The 16,415-nt window shown below is 46.8% G+C and carries 17 protein-coding genes; 8 read left to right on the forward strand and 9 right to left on the reverse strand.

Annotation, left to right across the window (positions count from 1 at the left end):
• Positions 1 to 7: 7 nt before the first annotated feature.
• Both AOC21_RS04425 and AOC21_RS04430 read right to left on the reverse strand, forming a co-directional pair.
• Complete coding sequence (locus tag AOC21_RS04425; protein ID WP_215392556.1) at positions 8 to 1,516, reverse strand: class I adenylate-forming enzyme family protein; 1,509 nt, start codon at positions 1,514 to 1,516, stop codon at positions 8 to 10.
• Positions 1,517 to 1,522: 6 nt separating this feature from the next.
• On the reverse strand, positions 1,523 to 2,515 hold the full coding sequence (locus AOC21_RS04430; RefSeq protein WP_215392557.1) for a tripartite tricarboxylate transporter substrate binding protein: 993 nt from the start codon (positions 2,513 to 2,515) through the stop codon (positions 1,523 to 1,525).
• 406 nt (positions 2,516 to 2,921) lie between these two features.
• On the opposite strand from AOC21_RS04430, the gene AOC21_RS04435 reads away from it, so the two are divergent.
• The 5 genes from AOC21_RS04435 to AOC21_RS04455 are packed head-to-tail and all read left to right on the forward strand — an operon-like array spanning position 2,922 to position 4,751.
• The gene (locus AOC21_RS04435) at positions 2,922 to 3,221 is read left to right on the forward strand and encodes a hypothetical protein (RefSeq protein ID WP_215392558.1); all 300 of its coding nucleotides are present in this window, start codon (positions 2,922 to 2,924) and stop codon (positions 3,219 to 3,221) included.
• 60 nt (positions 3,222 to 3,281) lie between these two features.
• Entirely contained in the window at positions 3,282 to 3,707 is a 426-nt protein-coding gene (locus AOC21_RS04440) for a Smr/MutS family protein (RefSeq protein ID WP_251371576.1), read from the forward strand.
• Between the two features lie 49 nt (positions 3,708 to 3,756).
• Positions 3,757 to 4,098 carry a YqjD family protein gene (locus tag AOC21_RS04445; protein ID WP_215392560.1) on the forward strand — a complete coding sequence of 114 codons (342 nt, stop codon included), beginning with the start codon at positions 3,757 to 3,759 and terminating at the stop codon, positions 4,096 to 4,098.
• Positions 4,099 to 4,104: 6 nt separating this feature from the next.
• Positions 4,105 to 4,473, forward strand: a complete 369-nt coding sequence (locus tag AOC21_RS04450) for a phage holin family protein (RefSeq protein ID WP_215392561.1) — start codon at positions 4,105 to 4,107, stop codon at positions 4,471 to 4,473.
• On the forward strand, positions 4,470 to 4,751 hold the full coding sequence (locus AOC21_RS04455) for a YqjK-like family protein (protein WP_215392562.1): 282 nt from the start codon (positions 4,470 to 4,472) through the stop codon (positions 4,749 to 4,751). Before AOC21_RS04450 ends, AOC21_RS04455 begins: the two co-directional genes overlap by 4 nt.
• On the opposite strand, the gene AOC21_RS04460 is transcribed toward AOC21_RS04455, so the two are convergent.
• Entirely contained in the window at positions 4,748 to 5,266 is a 519-nt protein-coding gene (locus tag AOC21_RS04460) for an adenine phosphoribosyltransferase (protein ID WP_215392563.1), read from the reverse strand. The two genes, AOC21_RS04455 and AOC21_RS04460, sit on opposite strands and share 4 nt — an antisense overlap.
• An 11-nt stretch (positions 5,267 to 5,277) precedes the next feature.
• On the opposite strand from AOC21_RS04460, the gene AOC21_RS04465 reads away from it, so the two are divergent.
• From AOC21_RS04465 to AOC21_RS04475, 3 genes are all read left to right on the forward strand, one after another.
• On the forward strand, positions 5,278 to 5,838 hold the full coding sequence (locus tag AOC21_RS04465) for a 5'-methylthioadenosine nucleosidase (RefSeq protein WP_215392564.1): 561 nt from the start codon (positions 5,278 to 5,280) through the stop codon (positions 5,836 to 5,838).
• 79 nt (positions 5,839 to 5,917) lie between these two features.
• Positions 5,918 to 7,072 (forward strand): alkane 1-monooxygenase, encoded by a 1,155-nt coding sequence (locus tag AOC21_RS04470; protein WP_215392565.1) that lies wholly within the window; start codon positions 5,918 to 5,920, stop codon positions 7,070 to 7,072.
• Positions 7,072 to 8,670: a GMC family oxidoreductase gene (locus AOC21_RS04475; RefSeq protein WP_215392566.1), complete on the forward strand. Its 1,599-nt coding sequence runs from the start codon at positions 7,072 to 7,074 to the stop codon at positions 8,668 to 8,670. Before AOC21_RS04470 ends, AOC21_RS04475 begins: the two co-directional genes overlap by 1 nt.
• On the opposite strand, the gene AOC21_RS04480 is transcribed toward AOC21_RS04475, so the two are convergent.
• The 6 genes from AOC21_RS04480 to AOC21_RS04505 are packed head-to-tail and all read right to left on the reverse strand — an operon-like array spanning position 8,667 to position 16,392.
• The gene (locus AOC21_RS04480) at positions 8,667 to 9,431 is read right to left on the reverse strand and encodes an enoyl-CoA hydratase (RefSeq protein WP_251371577.1); all 765 of its coding nucleotides are present in this window, start codon (positions 9,429 to 9,431) and stop codon (positions 8,667 to 8,669) included. The genes AOC21_RS04475 and AOC21_RS04480 overlap by 4 nt on opposite strands.
• A 5-nt stretch (positions 9,432 to 9,436) precedes the next feature.
• A complete protein-coding gene (locus AOC21_RS04485; protein WP_215392567.1) occupies positions 9,437 to 10,417 on the reverse strand; it encodes a nitronate monooxygenase family protein in 981 nt (326 codons plus the stop codon).
• A gap of 24 nt (positions 10,418 to 10,441) precedes the next feature.
• Entirely contained in the window at positions 10,442 to 10,897 is a 456-nt protein-coding gene (locus tag AOC21_RS04490; RefSeq protein ID WP_215392568.1) for a DUF2147 domain-containing protein, read from the reverse strand.
• 41 nt (positions 10,898 to 10,938) lie between these two features.
• Positions 10,939 to 12,135, reverse strand: coding sequence for an acetyl-CoA C-acyltransferase (locus AOC21_RS04495; RefSeq protein ID WP_215392569.1), 1,197 nt, complete (start codon positions 12,133 to 12,135; stop codon positions 10,939 to 10,941).
• Between the two features lie 17 nt (positions 12,136 to 12,152).
• Positions 12,153 to 14,594 (reverse strand): 3-hydroxyacyl-CoA dehydrogenase/enoyl-CoA hydratase family protein, encoded by a 2,442-nt coding sequence (locus tag AOC21_RS04500; RefSeq protein ID WP_215392570.1) that lies wholly within the window; start codon positions 14,592 to 14,594, stop codon positions 12,153 to 12,155.
• Between the two features lie 10 nt (positions 14,595 to 14,604).
• Positions 14,605 to 16,392: an acyl-CoA dehydrogenase C-terminal domain-containing protein gene (locus AOC21_RS04505; protein WP_215392571.1), complete on the reverse strand. Its 1,788-nt coding sequence runs from the start codon at positions 16,390 to 16,392 to the stop codon at positions 14,605 to 14,607.
• Positions 16,393 to 16,415 lie beyond the last annotated feature (23 nt).

The raw sequence follows: 16,415 nt of genomic DNA on the forward strand, positions 1-16,415 counted from the left end.
ATAACGTTTAGGTAGGCGTTTGAAGTTTTTGAATCACGGCACTCTTCAGCAACTTACCCACATTGGAGCGTGGCAAGCTCTCGTAAAAATGCACACGCTTAGGGGTCTGAACTGGTCCAAGCAAATTGCGTACAAACGCGATTAATTCTGCCTCATCTGCCTGTTGCCCAGGATGTAACTGAACTGCAGCTTGGACAGTTTCTCCCCATTTTTCATCGGGGAGGCCAAAGACAAGGCATTCATGAACAGCAGGATGCTGACTTAGAGCATTCTCAACATCCACTGGGTAGACGTTAAAGCCACCGGTAATCACGATGTCTTTGAGGCGATCTTTAAGGTATAAAAATCCGCGCTCATCAATTAAGCCACGATCGCCTGTATGTAACCAGCCTTCAATAATGGTTTCAGCCGTTTTCTCAGGCATGCGCCAATAGCCATTCATCAGTAGGTCACCACGAGCAACGACTTCACCGATTTCACCGGTGGGCAATAACTTGCCTTCAGGAGACATAATCGCTACATCACTAAACCAGGTAGGCCTTCCAACTGCAGCCCAGTTATTGGGATCTTCAAAGTCCTCTGGAAGCATGACTGTCAAAATCTGTGGTGCTTCGGTTTGCCCGTACGTTGTGCCTAATACTGGCCCAAAGAAATCCCGAACCTTACGAACTTGCTCTGGAGGCATTGGTGCCCCTCCATAAATCAGTCTGCGTAACTTTGGAAAATCATTTCTGGATGCATTCGGCAAAGCCATCAGCATATAAACCAGTGTTGGCGGCATGAAGCAGACAGTACCCCTTCGATCGCGGAAGGCTGATCTCACCACCTCAGCACCTGCGCCATCCAAGATCACATGACAGCCGCCTTGCGCCAAGATGGGGACGATATAGGTAGATGTGCCATGGGTAATCGGAGCGGCAACTACATAGCGCTCATGCTCATCAAACCCCCACACCTGAATCTGGTTGCTAATGTTCGCCATCCAAGCGCGGTAGGGCTGCATCACACCTTTAGGAGCGCCGGTGGTACCGCCAGTAAATTTGATTGCTTGAATTGCATCTAAAGGTAATTCAAAAGAGGGTTGTGGCGCATCCTCATGTAGATGAATTAGTTCATCCATACTGCGTGCGGATGGGCCAGAGTCCATGCCTGTGTAAATCCAAGCCCCTGGAGCGCCTTTAAGTAGATCTTGATTGGTAGCATCCAAAATAACGATGGATGGCTCAGTGACATGGATGATGCGTTGTATCTCTGGATGCGTACTCTTAGGATTCAGTGGGACCCAAACCTTGCCACAAGCTAAAATGGCAAGTAGGGCAGTAATGTGATCGGCGTTATTGCCGGCACATATGGCAACTCGACTCTGTAGTGTCGGATCTAAAGCGGTAAGACCTGATGCTAGCGCTTTTACTCGAGCAGACAGCGTTGCGTAATGAATCGGACCCGCAGGGGTATCAATGGCGACGCGGTCGGGCCAGCGTTGTGCAGCCCGCCAAAAGAAATCAATAGGAAACATAAGTAGTTATTCAGCCTTAGCGCCAGAGGCTTTGACTACATCACGCCAACGCTTGACTTCAGATGCCTCAAATGCAGCCATCTTTTCTGGTGAGCCGGGCTCCGGTGTTGCAGCCAACTCTTGCATACGCTGACGTACTTCAGGTGAGTTAAGTGCTTTATTGAGGGCCGCATTTAATTGAGTGACGATGGGTTTAGGTGTCCCGGCTGGGGCAACCAGAGCAAACCATGACTGGACATCAAAACCTGGATAGCCTGATTCGGCAATCGTAGGGACATCCGGTAAAAACGGAGAGCGTTGCGCACTAGTGATAGCAATCGGACGGAGTTTTCCGGCTTTAATGTGGGGCAATGCAGAAGGAGCATTGTCGAACATGGATTCCACTTGACCGCCAAGCAAATCCGTTACCGCAGGAGCGCTACCTTTGTATGGAATATGCAGCATTTGAATCTTTGCCTGCATCTTAAACATTTCACCGGAGAGGTGAATAGATGAGCCGCTGCCTGAGGAAGCAAAGGTTACCCCATCCTTTGAATCTTTGGCATAGCGCACATAGTCAGCTACAGTTTTTACTGGCAAGTTTGGATTAACCACCAGGATATTTGGAATCTTGGCAATCATGCCTACTGGTTCGAAATCTTTAATGGGGTCATAGCTCAGGTTAGGGTAGAGCGTGGCATTAATTGTGTTTGCAATTGAGAATGCGTATAGCGTATAGCCATCCGCAGGTGAGCGAGCTACGATTTCAGCGCCTACGTTGCTGTTTGCGCCGGGGCGATTTTCAACCACGATAGATTGACCCAAGGTAGTGCCCATACTGACCGATACCAGGCGCGTTAATACATCAGTAGCGCCGCCGGCCGAATAGCCAACAATAATTTTGATGGGTTTAGTCGGCCATGCTGCTGATGACTGCGCTAGGGCTGGCATTGAGGCGGCCGTAATGAGGGCGGCAAAAACTGCCAGCAAACCTTTTTTAGGTGTGAAAAGTAAAGACATAGATCTCCTTCGATTTGTAAGGTGCTCTAAAGACAATCTTTAAAGCCCTAATTTCTTATTTATCCAGTATTTATAACACCAAAGCGGCCTGTACGCCCCAATACAGCCGCACTCCCAGCATCGATCGCTAGCCCTTTTTATTAGGGTATCTCGCTAGTCAAATAATAAACTTCACAACTTCACAACTTCAGAAGTTGTGATATAGTGCTAGAACTGGGAGATGAAATGAAGAGACAGATACCGAAAACACATCAAGCCTTGGAGTGGGTGGGGAAGGGTATGACCGCTGCTCAAGCGGCCAGAAAGATGCAAATTTCAGAATCCAGTGTGTATGCCGCCCTTAGAAAGACAAAGGCGAAAGAAGTGGGTTGTTGTCCAACGTGTGGTCACAAAATAAGGAACTAAGATGAAAAAGACACTACTAGCAGCCGTAACGATTTCCGTTGCTGCATTCGCTTATGCGAATACATCACCGTCAGATTCCTCCGAGTTGGTAAATCAGCAGTGCAAAATCTCTGCTGAAGCGGTATCCACCTTGAAAGGTTTGCGTTATGGCAACACTTCAATTCGCAAGGACGTATCCACCCTGATTAACGCAAGTCTGAAGACTCCAGAGAATCGTGATCTTGCGCAAAAGACCTTGAACCTGATGGTCGACGATAAATCATCCGATGTCAGAAGCTTAGAAGGCAAGTACTGCTCTTAAGGAGTTCAGTCCAACCGAACTACATTGGCGCACAACGCAGAATGTCCTGATTGTGGGAATATGCGGGCACTGTTTAATCAGTGTCCGCATTGCGGTTCTGTCAATTTGCCAATCTTGAGTTCAGACACGATTGAGCTCAATATCAAGCAGGATGGGCCATATGTGGAAGAGGCTTTAGACCGCCTGACGGATTACTTACGTAAATCCTTAGAAATAGGGATCAAAGCCATTGTGCTGATTCATGGCTATGGGTCTAGTGGGGAGGGTGGGCGAATTAAATGGGCCATCCATGACGCTCTGGAAAATAACCGCTACTCAGACAGGGTGGAAGAGTACTACTTTGGTGAAGAGGTTCCTTTTGCCAGCGAGGCCTACCATGCCTTACTCAAACGTCGTCCTGGATTAAAGCGTTACCTCAAGCGCTTCAAAGAAGGTAATGCTGGCATGACTGTTTTATTGCTGGGATCTCAGGCTAGAAGTGCTTAGAATAGGGTTATATCTGTAATGAACGTCTCATCTAATAGGTAGCACTTCCATGACTGCTAAGAAAATCGACCATGCTGTTGTCCATGATGACCATCCAGCTGGCGCAGAAAGTCTCATTGGTGAATTTAAATCTTTAATGGCTGATGCTGAGGCATTAATCAAGGCGACAGAAGATCATCCTGGCGCTGCTATTAGCTCTATTCGCAATAAAGCCCTGGAAACTTTGGCCGGTGCCAAAGAGAGTCTTTCAGGTGTCGAGGGCAGGATGCTGGATAAAGCAAAGGTTGCAGCTGAAGGTGCGGATGATTTTGTTCATCGCAATCCTTGGGAGGCTGTTGGAGTTGCAGCGGGCTTAGGTTTGCTCATTGGTTTATTTATTGGCCGTCGCTAGAGTCCTATGTCTCAAGAAAATCTACTTTCCTCCATCAAAGGTCTTGCTACAACTGGAGCATCAATTGCCCAAACACGTTTAGAGCTTTTATCTTTGGATGTGCAAATTGCCAGAAGTAAATTTGTTAGCTTGTTGGTCATGATTATTAGCGCTCTATTCTTTTTGTTCTTTGGCCTAGTCATGTTGGCATTGCTCATCGTAATTTATAGCTGGGAGACTGATCGAATGATGGCTCTCGGTTTATTAACAGGTGCCTTCCTATCTATCGGAATCATCTTGGCCCTGTTGATTGCGCAGTCACTTCGCAAGATGCCAAGATTATTTGAGGCTTCAATCACTGAATTGGCCAAAGATCGCGAAGCGCTTTCAAAATGAGCGCCAAACTAGAGGCGCTTGAGCGACGCCAGCAAGAACTCCAGCATCAGGCACACCGTGAGCGTAAGGAGTTTGCTGAGCATTTTGAGGCTTGGGAAAAGCCGCTATCCTGGGCGGACAAAGGAATAGATGCGGTCAACTTCCTCAAAAGCAATCCCATTCTGTGGACTAGCGCCTTTGCAGCGCTAGCGCATTACAAACCCAAATTGGCAAGCAAGGCACTTGCTGTGGGTTGGGGTGCTATGAAGATTATCAAGACTGCTAAAAAGCTCGTTTAACTTTTTAATGCTGACTGATGGCGAATGCCTGATTGATTTAAAAGCGCGTTGCCATTTAAGAATGTAATTTCCAACAAAGTCACTGCACCAACGACTTCAAAGCCAGCGCTACGAGTTAATCTGTTCGCAGCAACTAGCGTTCCCCCGGTAGCTAGGACATCATCCAATAGCAGTACTCTTGCACCTTTGGGTAAGGTAGATTGCTGAATCTCTAAAGCGTCATTGCCATATTCCAAGCCATAAGCCTCACGATGACTCGCCAATGGAAGTTTGTTCGGCTTTCTAGCCAAAGCTAGGCCTTTATCTGCGTGATGGGCTAGAGCTGACCCAAAGATAAAGCCTCGTGATTCAATTCCCAGGATATGGGTGTAATCAAATTGCTGGGCAATCTCACCTAACTGGCGAATAGCTTCCTTGAAAGCTGCTGGATTGGCTAGTAGTGGGGATATATCCCTAAAAAGGACGCCGGGTTTTGGAAAATCTGGAACTCCGGGTAGATAATCTAATAAATTCATTACAGGCCAATATGAAAACAGATCTCCTCATTATTACCGCATTAGAGTCCGAGCTCAAGCGTGAATCATTACCTCAAGGTGTGCACATTGTGTATTCCGGTGTTGGCAAAATTAATGCTGCCATGACCAGCATCAAAGCAATTCATCAATACTCACCAAAAAGAATATTGAACTTTGGTACAGCCGGAAAACTCAAACCAGAATTACAGGGGCTACTAGAAATCGGTAAAGTCATTCAGCGCGATATGGACGCTGAGCCCTTAGCACCTCGCGGCAGCACTCCTTTTTGTAATAGACCCCAGGAGTATGTGTCTACTGGGCAGTTTTTATGCGGATCTGGTGATAGCTTTGTGACTGCATATGATCCCTGGCTCAGCAGTCAAGGGGTTGATGTTGTTGATATGGAGCTATTTGCAATTGCTGCAATCGCACATGAACACAATATCCCTTGGCAGTCTTTTAAATACATCACAGATGATGCCAATGAGAGTTCTGGTGAGGACTGGCAGGCTAAAGTTCATCATGGCCAAGACCTTTTCCTAGATAGAATTCAGGACATATTAAGCAATTAGCTTTGATGGCATTATGGTGCTTATGTATTCCTCGCTTTAAGCAATATCGTTTGGTTAAAGCATCCTGAAGGGGTGATCAATGAGTATGGTGTCGGCAACTGCGAATGAAGTGTGGAGTGATAAGCGCTGGCTTTGGTTATTGAGTCCTTCAATTCCATTTGCTTTTACTGCCTCTATCTTTGCCTTCTCTTTGACGGGGGAGTGGCTATATTTACTCTTTGCCCCAGCGATCATTCATATCGCCATTCCTATCCTAGATCTGACGTTTGGTGAGGACTTTAGTAATCCCCCCGAGTCTGCTGTTGAAAGTCTAAACAAAGATTTTTTCTACCGCCTCATGGTTTGGCTCTATGTGCCATTTCAGATGATCGGCACTGTTTACGGAGCTTGGTTGGCAGTAACTCAATCCTTGGATTGGTATACCTATATCGCCTTGGTATTTACCGTTGGATCTATCAATGGTATTGGTATAGGGACAGCGCATGAACTAGGACACAAACAAGAATCTGTTGATCGTTGGCTTTCAAAATTAGCGCTAGCGCCCAGTATGTATGGTCACTTCTTTGTTGAGCATAATCGCGGTCATCACAAACGTGTAGCCACTCCCGAAGATCCCGCCAGCGCCCGCATGGGAGAGGGATTCTGGTCTTTTCTTGTCCGTACAGTGTCAGGAAGTCTGATTTCTGCATGGGATCTTGAGCGCGAGCGCTTAAAAAGAAAAGGGAAGGGTGTCTGGAGTATTCAGAATGAAAATCTGCAAGCATGGTCGCTCACCATTCTTTTATATGGCGCTCTCATCATTTGGCTGGGATGGCCTGCTCTCGTTTTCTTGGTTCTGCAGGGGATCTATGCTGCCTCGATGTTGGAGGTGGTCAATTATGTAGAGCACTATGGGTTACTGCGTCATAAAGAGAACGGCGAGTACGTTCGCTGTGCGCCCGAGCATTCCTGGAATAGCAATCACATTGTTGGCAATATTCTGTTGTATCACCTGCAACGCCATTCAGATCATCATGCCCACCCAACTCGGCGTTATCAAGCGTTGCGTCATTTTGGAGAGGCTCCTCAATTACCTGGTGGATATGCATCTATGATCACCTTGGCCTACTGTCCACCCCTTTGGTTCGCCTTAATGAATAAGCGAGTAGTGCGGCATTACGCTGGGGATATGAGCAAAATGAACATACACCCTTCAGCAAGGCCAAGACTGATGAAGCGTTGGGGCGCTCAATAATGCAGCCTCAGGCCTTTGATTACATTGTCGTAGGAGGTGGGTCTGCTGGAAGTGTCATGGCTGGGCGGCTTAGTGAAGATACTGGTACAAGCGTTGCATTGCTAGAGGCTGGAGGCGAGGGCGATAGCTGGGTTGTTAAAACCCCTGCAGCTGCAGTTGCAATGCTACCCACATCAATTAATAACTATGCATTTCAGACATTACCCCAGAAGGGTTTAAATGGTCGCAGGGGATATCAACCCCGAGGTAAATGCTTGGGTGGATCTTCTGCGATTAATGCCATGATTTATACAAGAGGACATCCTTCGGACTATGACCATTGGGCATCCCTAGGTAATGCGGGTTGGTCTTATAAGGAGTTGCTACCTTACTTTAAGAAAAGTGAAAACAATACCAAATTCAAGAATGAATACCACGGCAATGATGGTCCGTTATCTGTATCAACTCTGCAGTCACATAATCCTTTTCAGCAAATCTATTTAAACGCGGCAAAGGAAGCCGGCTTTCCAGTCACTGAAGACTTCAATGGTGCTGAACAAGAGGGTCTAGGAATTTACCAAGTCACCCATAAAAATGGTGAGCGTTGGAGTGCAGCGCGTGGCTATTTACATCCACATATGGGTAAACGCTCAAATCTCAATGTTCAAACTGGAGTTCAGGTTGAGCGTATTTTGTTTGAAGGAAAAAAAGCAATCGGTGTCGCGTATACGCAGGGCGGAAAACAGCACATCACACGTGCCAATAAAGAAGTTATCTTATGTGCTGGAGCTTTTCATTCGCCGCAATTATTAATGGTTTCGGGCGTAGGACCTAAAGAGCAATTAAATCAGCTTGGCATACCGGTAGTGCACGATCTACCGGGGGTGGGTCAAAACTTGCAAGACCATCCAGACTTTATCTTTGGGTACTCAGCTAATAGTCTGGATCTGATTGGCATTTCTTTGGGTGGCACCGTTAAGTTGGCCGGTGAAATTGTCAAGTACGTCCGTTCACGCCAAGGCATGATCGCCACTAACTTCGCAGAGGCGGGCGGTTTTCTGAAAACGGATCCCACTCTTGCGGCACCTGACGTGCAGTTGCATTTTGTAGTCAGCCTAGTAGAGGACCATGCCCGTAAATTGCATATGGCTCATGGCTACTCATGCCATGTTTGCGTTCTCAGACCAAAGAGTCGAGGGCAAGTGACATTAGCAACTGCGAGTATGAAAGATGCACCATTCATAGATCCTGGCTTTTTAGAGGAAGAGGATGATCTTGAAACACTGGTTAAGGGTTATCAATTAACTAAAAGATTGATGGATGCCCCTACGTTTACAAAGATACGCAAGCAAGATGTCTTTACGCCGAATGTAAAAACGGACGACGACATTCGGAAGATTATTCGGGGGAGGGCGGATACCGTTTATCACCCGGTGGGCACCTGCAAAATGGGCAATGACCCAATGGCTGTAGTGGACTCAACTCTTAAAGTTCATGGCATTGAAAGCCTACGCGTAGTCGACGCATCCATCATGCCAACCCTGGTCGGCGGCAATACCAACGCCCCAGTTATCGCTATAGCTGAAAAAGCAATAGATCTCATTCGGGCAGATCGCTAATCTAAGCCCTCAAAATTGGGGGCACGTTTTTCTAAAAATGCAGTAAGTGCTTCTTTAGCTGCTGGGCTATGAAGTCTATCAATGAAGAGTCTTCCCTCTACATCAATCTGATGAAGTACCGCAGCCTTCAGTTCACTACCTTTTAATAAGGACTTGGTTCGCAAAATAGAGCCCGAGGAGAGAGCGGTGAGCTTCTTGGCTCTTTGCTCCGCATAAGGCAATGCGGACGACTCTGAAATCACCTTGTTTACGAATCCAATCCCCTGGGCATCATCTGCGCTGATGGGTTCACCGAAAAGCAATATCTCTGATGCTTTTTGATGGCCAACGAGACGAGGCAGTAGCAAAGAAACAGCACCCTCAGGGACCAATCCTAGCGAGACAAAAGGAAAGATAAAACGAGCATCCTTTTGGGCATAGACTAAATCACAATGAAACAGGAGTGTTGCGCCGATACCAACTGCCACGCCATCTACCGCTGCAATCAATGGTTTGCTAAGGCTCGCAAGTACCTTTAATAAATTAATCGGCGGGGCATCTTCATGGGTAATGGGTGATTTCATGAAATCAGCAATATCATTCCCGGCGGAGAAGGCATTCCCAGCGCCAGAAATCAACATTACCTTTACATGAGGATTCTGATCGCCCTCAGAAAGTATCTGCGTCAGCTCGCGATACATCGCGTTGGTAAATGCATTCTTCTTCTCGGGGCGGTTTAGTAATATCTTAAGAATACCGTCCGTTAGTTGATGATTAATCATGTGAGTTATGCAGAGCCTTTGAGCAAATCGGTTTTAGTCTGATCGTATTCAGCTTTTAAACGAGCAACGAACTGCGCTGTAGGTGTAACTGCCTTAACTGCCCCAATACCTTGGCCGCAGCCCCAGATATCTTTCCAGGCTTTCTGAGCTGCACCACCAAAGTTCATCTTACTTGGATCACTCTCAGGAAGATTTTCTGGGTCTAAGCCAGCATTCCGTATTGACGGTGCCAAGTAGTTTCCAGATACGCCGGTAAATAAGTTACTCAAGATAATATCGTCTGAGTTGCAGTCGACCACCGCTTGTTTGTAGTCATCGCTCGCACGAGCTTCTTCAGTAGCAATGAACGCTGAACCTATATAAGCATAGTCAGCACCGATGGCCTGAGCAGCTAAGATCGCACCACCAGTAGCAATGGAGCCGCTAAGAACCAGCGGACCTTTAAACCATTCCCGAATTTCTTGTATCAATGCAAATGGACTTTTAATTCCGGCATGTCCGCCGGCACCAGCCGCAACAGCAATTAAGCCATCAGCCCCTTTTTCGATTGCTTTTTTGGCAAAAGCATTATTGATGATGTCGTGTAACACGATGCCGCCATAGCTATGTGCGGCGATATTGATTTCTTCACGTGCACCGAGAGAAGTGATGATGATGGGTACCTTATATTTGACGCATAAGGCCATGTCGTGCTCAAGACGGTCATTGCTCTTATGCACAATTTGATTGATGGCAAAAGGCGCAGCAGGCTTTTCCGGATGCTCTCGGTTATACGCCTCTAATGCAGTAGTAATTTCAATTAACCATTCCTCAAGCTGTTCAGCCGGCCTAGCGTTTAGGGCAGGCATAGAGCCAATCACACCTGCTTTGCACTGGGCAATGAGCAATTTGGGATTGCTAACAATAAAAAGGGGTGCAGCAATGACGGGTAAATTACCCTCCGCCAAATGTTTGCGTAAAACTTCTGGAAGAGGTTGATTGCTCATATTTATTTTCAATAGTGAATTGACTTACTGCTCAGCTTTGTACCAAACCTGGGTACGACCTAGCAATGGAACGCCAATATAGCCACGGACATCCATCTTTTTACCATCTTCAGTCGTGACTTTGACGCGATAGATTTCGCCTTCTTCAGGATCCAAAATTCTGCCGTCTGACCAGGCCCCTGGTTTATCTCGTTTTAGATCAGTCATGATCCTCATTCCAAGAATGGGTTTATCTTTACGATCATCTTTACACAGTGTGCAATACACCAAAGGCTTTTCATTAGGCTTGGGGAAAGTTTTAATGATGGTTCCCTCAAGCTTGCCGTTCACTTCTTCAATCTTGATTAAAGAAGAGGGCTCATTGGTCTTGTCATCAATCGTTTTCCAGACCCCAATTGCTGGGTCGGTGGCTTGAGCATATGTATTTCCAGCTACCAGACCAAAAAGGCAGGCCGATAGAACTAATTGCTTCTTGATCATTCTGTTGTCTCCTAATATTGATTGTTGTTGATTCATGTTGATTAGCAACGCTCGAATATTCCAGCAGCGCCCATGCCGGTACCCACGCACATGGTCACCATTGCATGCTTGAGATTGCGTCTCTGTAGCGCATGAATCGCCGTTGCAGCACGTATTGCACCAGTTGCGCCTAGGGGATGTCCAAGGGCAATAGCGCTACCTAAGGGGTTAACTTTGCTTTGGTCTAAACCAAGATCCCGAATGACGGCTAAAGACTGGGCTGCAAATGCCTCGTTCAGTTCAATCCAATCCAAATCCTGCAAATTGAGGCCAGCCAATTTCAATGCAGCCGGAATCGCTTCTTTAGGACCAATACCCATAATCTCTGGAGGAACACCTTTCACCGCAAAGCTAACAAAGCGTGCCAAAGGAGTGAGGCCAAAGGTCTTAATTGCCTTTTCACTTGCCAAGATCAGTGCGCCGACACCGTCGGAAGTTTGTGAGCTATTGCCAGCCGTAACGCTGCCTCTAGCAGCGAACGGAGATTTGAGTTTCGCCAAACCTTCTAGTGAGGTGTCAACACGTGGGCCTTCGTCTTTCAAAAATTCGCGCCACTGGACATCTACTTGACCCTTATCTAGGTTCATCGAGCGATGGGCTACTTTAACCGGGAAGATTTCAGAGTTAAATTCACCGGCTGCTTGAGCTGCCATGGCTTTTTGGTGAGAGTGAAAAGCAAAAGCATCTTGATCTTCACGACTGATCTTCCATTGCTGCGCCACCTTCTCAGCAGTCAAGCCCATGCCGTAAGCAATCCCAATATTCTCATCACCCATAAAGATTTCAGGTGACATTGATGGAGAATTGCCACCCATCGGCACCATACTCATTGATTCCACGCCACCGGCAATCATCACATCTGCTTCACCAACCCGAATGCGATCAGCCGCCATCACAATGGCATTTAAGCCGGATGAACAGAAGCGGTTGACGGTAATGCCGCCAACAGTATCGGGAAGACCTCCTAAAAGAAGTCCAATACGAGCCACATTCAAGCCTTGTTGGCCTTCTGGCATAGCGCACCCAATAATGGCGTCTTCAATAGCTTTGGGATCTAGGGTAGGGACTTGCGTCAGGATGTGTTGCAGAGCATTGCCAAGCAAATCATCTGGCCGAGTATTTTTTAATGCGCCCCGTCCAGACCTACCAACAGCACTGCGAGTGGCTGCAACGATATAGGCGTCTTGAATATTTTTCATAGTGATATCTCGGTAAATTAGTTTCTAACAGGCTTGCCAGTTTGGAGGATGCCCATAATCCGTTCCATGGACTTAGGATGACCAATGAGTTCCACAAACGCCTGGCGTTCAAGCTTGAGGAGCCATTCTTCGGTAACTAGCGTTCCCGCATCGACATCACCGCCAGTAATAATCTCGATGATTTTCTTAGCAATGTGCGCATCATGCTCGGAGATAAATCCACCATCGCGCATATTCACTACCTGACCCATCACTGTTGCTGCTACAGAACGGCCACCAACCGGTATTAAGGTTGGGATGGGAGGTCTATAGCCACAGTAGCGCATTGCCTTGACTTGATCTTGTGCCAAAGCAAGCAATTCATATACGTTTGGAACAATGATGTCGCCTTTTTGTAGGTAAGCCATCTTCATAGCCTCTTGCGCAGATGATGAAACCTTAGCCATCGCGGCATTTTCAAATGAAGCTTTGGTGAAATCTAAATAATTAGTGTTGCCAGCAAGCGCTACACCTTGAGCAGCACGAATAGCCGCTTCTTTAAGTCCACCACCAGCGGGCAACAGACCAACACCAACCTCTACTAGGCCGATATAGCTTTCCATAGCAGCAACCCTACGCGCTGATTGGAGGACCAATTCACAGCCGCCTCCCAAGGCGATGCCAGAGACTGCAGCAACCACAGGAACTTGAGAGTATTTGATCTTCATCATCGTGTCTTGAAACTCTTTGACGAATGGCTCAACTCCAGCGGGACCACCTTTCATGACCATTGGCATTGCGGCTTCTAAATTGGCGCCGGCTGAGAAGGGGCCACCAGGTGTGCCGAGTTTGAGTGAAGTCGGTTGCCAGATGACCAAGCCAGCATAGTGAGCTTCTGCGATCTCAACGGCTTTTTGCAAACCGCTTAATACGTCAGGGCTAAAAGTATTCATCTTCGAGCGGAATGAAGCTATCAAAACCTCAGGTTGATTGGCATCAACCCAAGCGCGGAAGTCTGTGTTTTCAAAAATAGTCGTGCCCGCTGTTTTAGGATCAGGTGAGCCATCGCCTAGTAGTGGTGCTCTAAACACCTGCTTTTGATATACCGGCAAAGAGGAGCGGGGAATGTATTTATTCTCAGAAGCGGACCATGAGCCTTCTGGTGTGTGGAAAGCTTGTTTATCAGCAACTGGACCACTAAACAACCAAGCAGGTAAAGGCTCTTTACTGAGTGTTTTACCAGCATCAATATCTTCTTTGATCCAGTTAGCTACTTGTGAAACACCGGCAGCTTGCCAGTCCTCAAAGGGGCCCAAATTCCAGCCATAACCCCAGCGCATTGCAAAGTCAATTTCTCGGGCAGATTGCGCAATATCTCCAAGATGAATTGCACAGTAGTGGAAGATATCGCGATAGATCGCCCATAAGAATTGCGCTTGTGGCTCTTCAGTCTCTCTGAGGAGGCCGAGACGATCAGCAATCGGCCTTTTGAGAATGCGCTCAATCAGCGGCTCAATTGTTGCTGTAGAAGGCTTGTATTCACCAGTAGCCGCATCCAAGACAAGAACATTCTTACCATCCTTGCGATAAAAGCCTGCTTTTGTCTTTTGACCTAGCGCACCTTTTGCAATGAGTTGGCTCAACACTTCAGGCGTTTTAAAGAGAGCCGAGAAAGAATCACCCTGTAAGGAGTTTTCCATGGTCTTAATGACGTGAGCCATAGTGTCTAAGCCAACAACATCACTGGTTCTAAAAGTGGCTGACTTAGCACGGCCCAATTTGCTGCCGGTAATGGCGTCAACCTCATCAAAACCTAGACCAAACTTTTGCGCTTCAGCAAAGACTGCCAAGATTGAGAAAACCCCCACACGATTGCCAATAAAGTTTGGCGTATCTTTGGCTCGTACCACCCCTTTACCCATTGTGGAGGTCATAAAGGTTTCTAATGCATCCAATACGGCAGGATCAGTATCCGCCGCTGGGATAAGTTCTAGTAGGTGCATATAGCGTGGTGGATTAAAAAAGTGCACACCACAAAAGCGTTTCTTTAGGTCACCAGAAAAACCTTTTGCAAGTTCACCAATAGGAAGGCCTGAGGTATTGGTTGCAAATAGCGCATGTGCCGGTATATGGGGGGCTACTTTTTCATAGAGAGCATGTTTCCAATCTAAACGCTCTGCAATGGCTTCAATAATGAGGTCGCAACCTGCTAGAAGCCCTAAGTCATCCTCATAGTTCGCAGGAGTAATCAGATTAGCATCTGAAGACAAACCTAGTGGAGCGGGCTTCAGTTTTTTGAGATTCTCAATCGCTTTCAGTGCAATCGCATTTTTATTAACCGGTTTGCCATCATCAGATTTGCCTGGCAAGTCAAACAAAATAACTGGCAGCCCAACGTTAATACATTGCGCCGCAATCTGAGCGCCCATGACACCAGCACCGAGGATGGCTACTTTTTTAATGATCTTGTTATCACTCATATTCAGTCTTTCAGAAAAAATCCGCAGGCATTGACATTAACGATTTCGAACCCGCACGTGCTTGACGGATTAGCATCGCTGTTTCAGGAAGGAGTTTGTCAAAGTAGAAGCGGGCAGTAGCTAGCTTTGCTTGGTAAAAAGGATCGTTGCTAGATTTGTTTGCTAATGCAATCTTTGCCATACGCGCAAAGAGGTAGGAGTAAATCAAATGACCCACAACACGCAAGTAGGGGACTGCAGCAGCACCCACTTCTTCATGATTCATCATGGCTTTCATGCCAATTTCTTTGGTGAGTTTTTCAACCTTAACGGCGATATCCGAAAGCGGATCGATAAACTCCTGCATTTCTTTACGAACACCTTCTTCTTCAATAAATTCTTCAATGATCTTGCCAAACTTGGTGAGCTTCTTGCCCATATCAGCAAGCACCTTACGGCCCAATAGATCAAGAGATTGAATCGTATTAGTGCCTTCATAAATCATATTGATACGGGCATCGCGAACATATTGCTCCATACCCCATTCGGCAATATAGCCATGACCACCGAAGACCTGCATGCCTTCGTTGGTTGCTGTAAATGCGTTATCAGTTAAGAAAGCCTTAATAATCGGTGTGAGTAGGGCAACCATCTCACCAGTTTCTTTGCGAACTTTTTCATCTGGATGGTTGAGTTCTTTGTCAATCATGAGAGCTACCCAATAAGAGAAGGCTCTACCAGCTTCTGCATAAGCTCTCTGGGTCAGTAGCATCCGACGTACATCGGGATGAACAATAATCGGATCGGCTGCCTTTTCAGGCGCTTTAGCTCCAGTCAAGCTGCGCATCTGTAAGCGCTCTTTGGCATAAGCGGCTGAGTTTTGATAAGCCACCTCAGTTAAGCCAAGACTTTGCATGCCTACTCCAAGGCGAGCAGCATTCATCATGACAAACATGGCATTTAAGCCTTTATGTGGCTCACCAACGAGGGTGCCTATAGCGCCATCGAAGTTCATTACACAAGTAGCATTGCCATGAATGCCCATCTTGTGCTCAAGCGAACCGCAAGATACCGCATTAGCGCTACCAATAGAGCCATCAACACCAACCTTAAACTTCGGAACAGCAAATAAAGAAATTCCTTTGCTGCCAATCGGTGAGTCAGGCAAACGTGCTAACACGAGATGCACAATATTTTCTGCAAGATCATGATCTCCGCTAGAAATGAAAATCTTAGTACCGGTAATGGAGTAAGTGCCATCAGCTTGTGGTTCGGCTTTCGTTTTCAACAAGCCAAGATCAGTCCCGCAATGCGGCTCAGTTAAGCACATGGTGCCCGTCCATTGTCCGGAAACCAGTTTCTCTAAGTAGGTCTTTTTCTGTTCCTTAGTACCGTGGGCATGCAGACACTCATAAGCACCATGTGAAAGGCCTGGATACATCGTCCAAGATTGATTGGCAGAATTTAAAGTTTCATACAGAACGGTATTAAGTAATTGCGGTAAACCTTGGCCACCATATTCAGGGTCGCAGGATAAGGCTGGCCATCCACCCGCAACATACTGCTCATAGGCGCTCTTAAAGCCGGTAGGCGTTGTAACCGAACCATCAGCATGGCGTGTACAGCCTTCCTGATCGCCAATCTGATTCAAGGGGAAAGCAATCTCACTCGCAAATTTGCCTGCCTCTTCAATGATTTGATTCATGGTGTCTTTATCAACATCCTGATATGCGGGCAGGGCAGAAAACTCTTTGCCAGCCTCGAGCATCTCATGAATAACAAATTGAATATCGCGCAGGGGAGGGTTGTATTGAGGCATATTAGATCCAGATTCAATGTGGT

It is taken from the genome of Polynucleobacter sp. VK25, assembly GCF_018687355.1.
Lineage (GTDB): Bacteria > Pseudomonadota > Gammaproteobacteria > Burkholderiales > Burkholderiaceae > Polynucleobacter.

Coding starts and splice junctions, on each gene's coding strand:
- AOC21_RS04425 (WP_215392556.1), bottom strand. CDS start 1,516: ATGTTTCCTATTGATTTCTTTTGGCGGGCTGCACAACGCTGGCCCGAC.
- AOC21_RS04430 (WP_215392557.1), bottom strand. CDS start 2,515: ATGTCTTTACTTTTCACACCTAAAAAAGGTTTGCTGGCAGTTTTTGCC.
- AOC21_RS04435 (WP_215392558.1), top strand. CDS start 2,922: ATGAAAAAGACACTACTAGCAGCCGTAACGATTTCCGTTGCTGCATTC.
- AOC21_RS04440 (WP_251371576.1), top strand. CDS start 3,282: ATGCGGGCACTGTTTAATCAGTGTCCGCATTGCGGTTCTGTCAATTTG.
- AOC21_RS04445 (WP_215392560.1), top strand. CDS start 3,757: ATGACTGCTAAGAAAATCGACCATGCTGTTGTCCATGATGACCATCCA.
- AOC21_RS04450 (WP_215392561.1), top strand. CDS start 4,105: ATGTCTCAAGAAAATCTACTTTCCTCCATCAAAGGTCTTGCTACAACT.
- AOC21_RS04455 (WP_215392562.1), top strand. CDS start 4,470: ATGAGCGCCAAACTAGAGGCGCTTGAGCGACGCCAGCAAGAACTCCAG.
- AOC21_RS04460 (WP_215392563.1), bottom strand. CDS start 5,266: ATGAATTTATTAGATTATCTACCCGGAGTTCCAGATTTTCCAAAACCC.
- AOC21_RS04465 (WP_215392564.1), top strand. CDS start 5,278: ATGAAAACAGATCTCCTCATTATTACCGCATTAGAGTCCGAGCTCAAG.
- AOC21_RS04470 (WP_215392565.1), top strand. CDS start 5,918: ATGAGTATGGTGTCGGCAACTGCGAATGAAGTGTGGAGTGATAAGCGC.
- AOC21_RS04475 (WP_215392566.1), top strand. CDS start 7,072: ATGCAGCCTCAGGCCTTTGATTACATTGTCGTAGGAGGTGGGTCTGCT.
- AOC21_RS04480 (WP_251371577.1), bottom strand. CDS start 9,431: ATGATTAATCATCAACTAACGGACGGTATTCTTAAGATATTACTAAAC.
- AOC21_RS04485 (WP_215392567.1), bottom strand. CDS start 10,417: ATGAGCAATCAACCTCTTCCAGAAGTTTTACGCAAACATTTGGCGGAG.
- AOC21_RS04490 (WP_215392568.1), bottom strand. CDS start 10,897: ATGATCAAGAAGCAATTAGTTCTATCGGCCTGCCTTTTTGGTCTGGTA.
- AOC21_RS04495 (WP_215392569.1), bottom strand. CDS start 12,135: ATGAAAAATATTCAAGACGCCTATATCGTTGCAGCCACTCGCAGTGCT.
- AOC21_RS04500 (WP_215392570.1), bottom strand. CDS start 14,594: ATGAGTGATAACAAGATCATTAAAAAAGTAGCCATCCTCGGTGCTGGT.
- AOC21_RS04505 (WP_215392571.1), bottom strand. CDS start 16,392: ATGCCTCAATACAACCCTCCCCTGCGCGATATTCAATTTGTTATTCAT.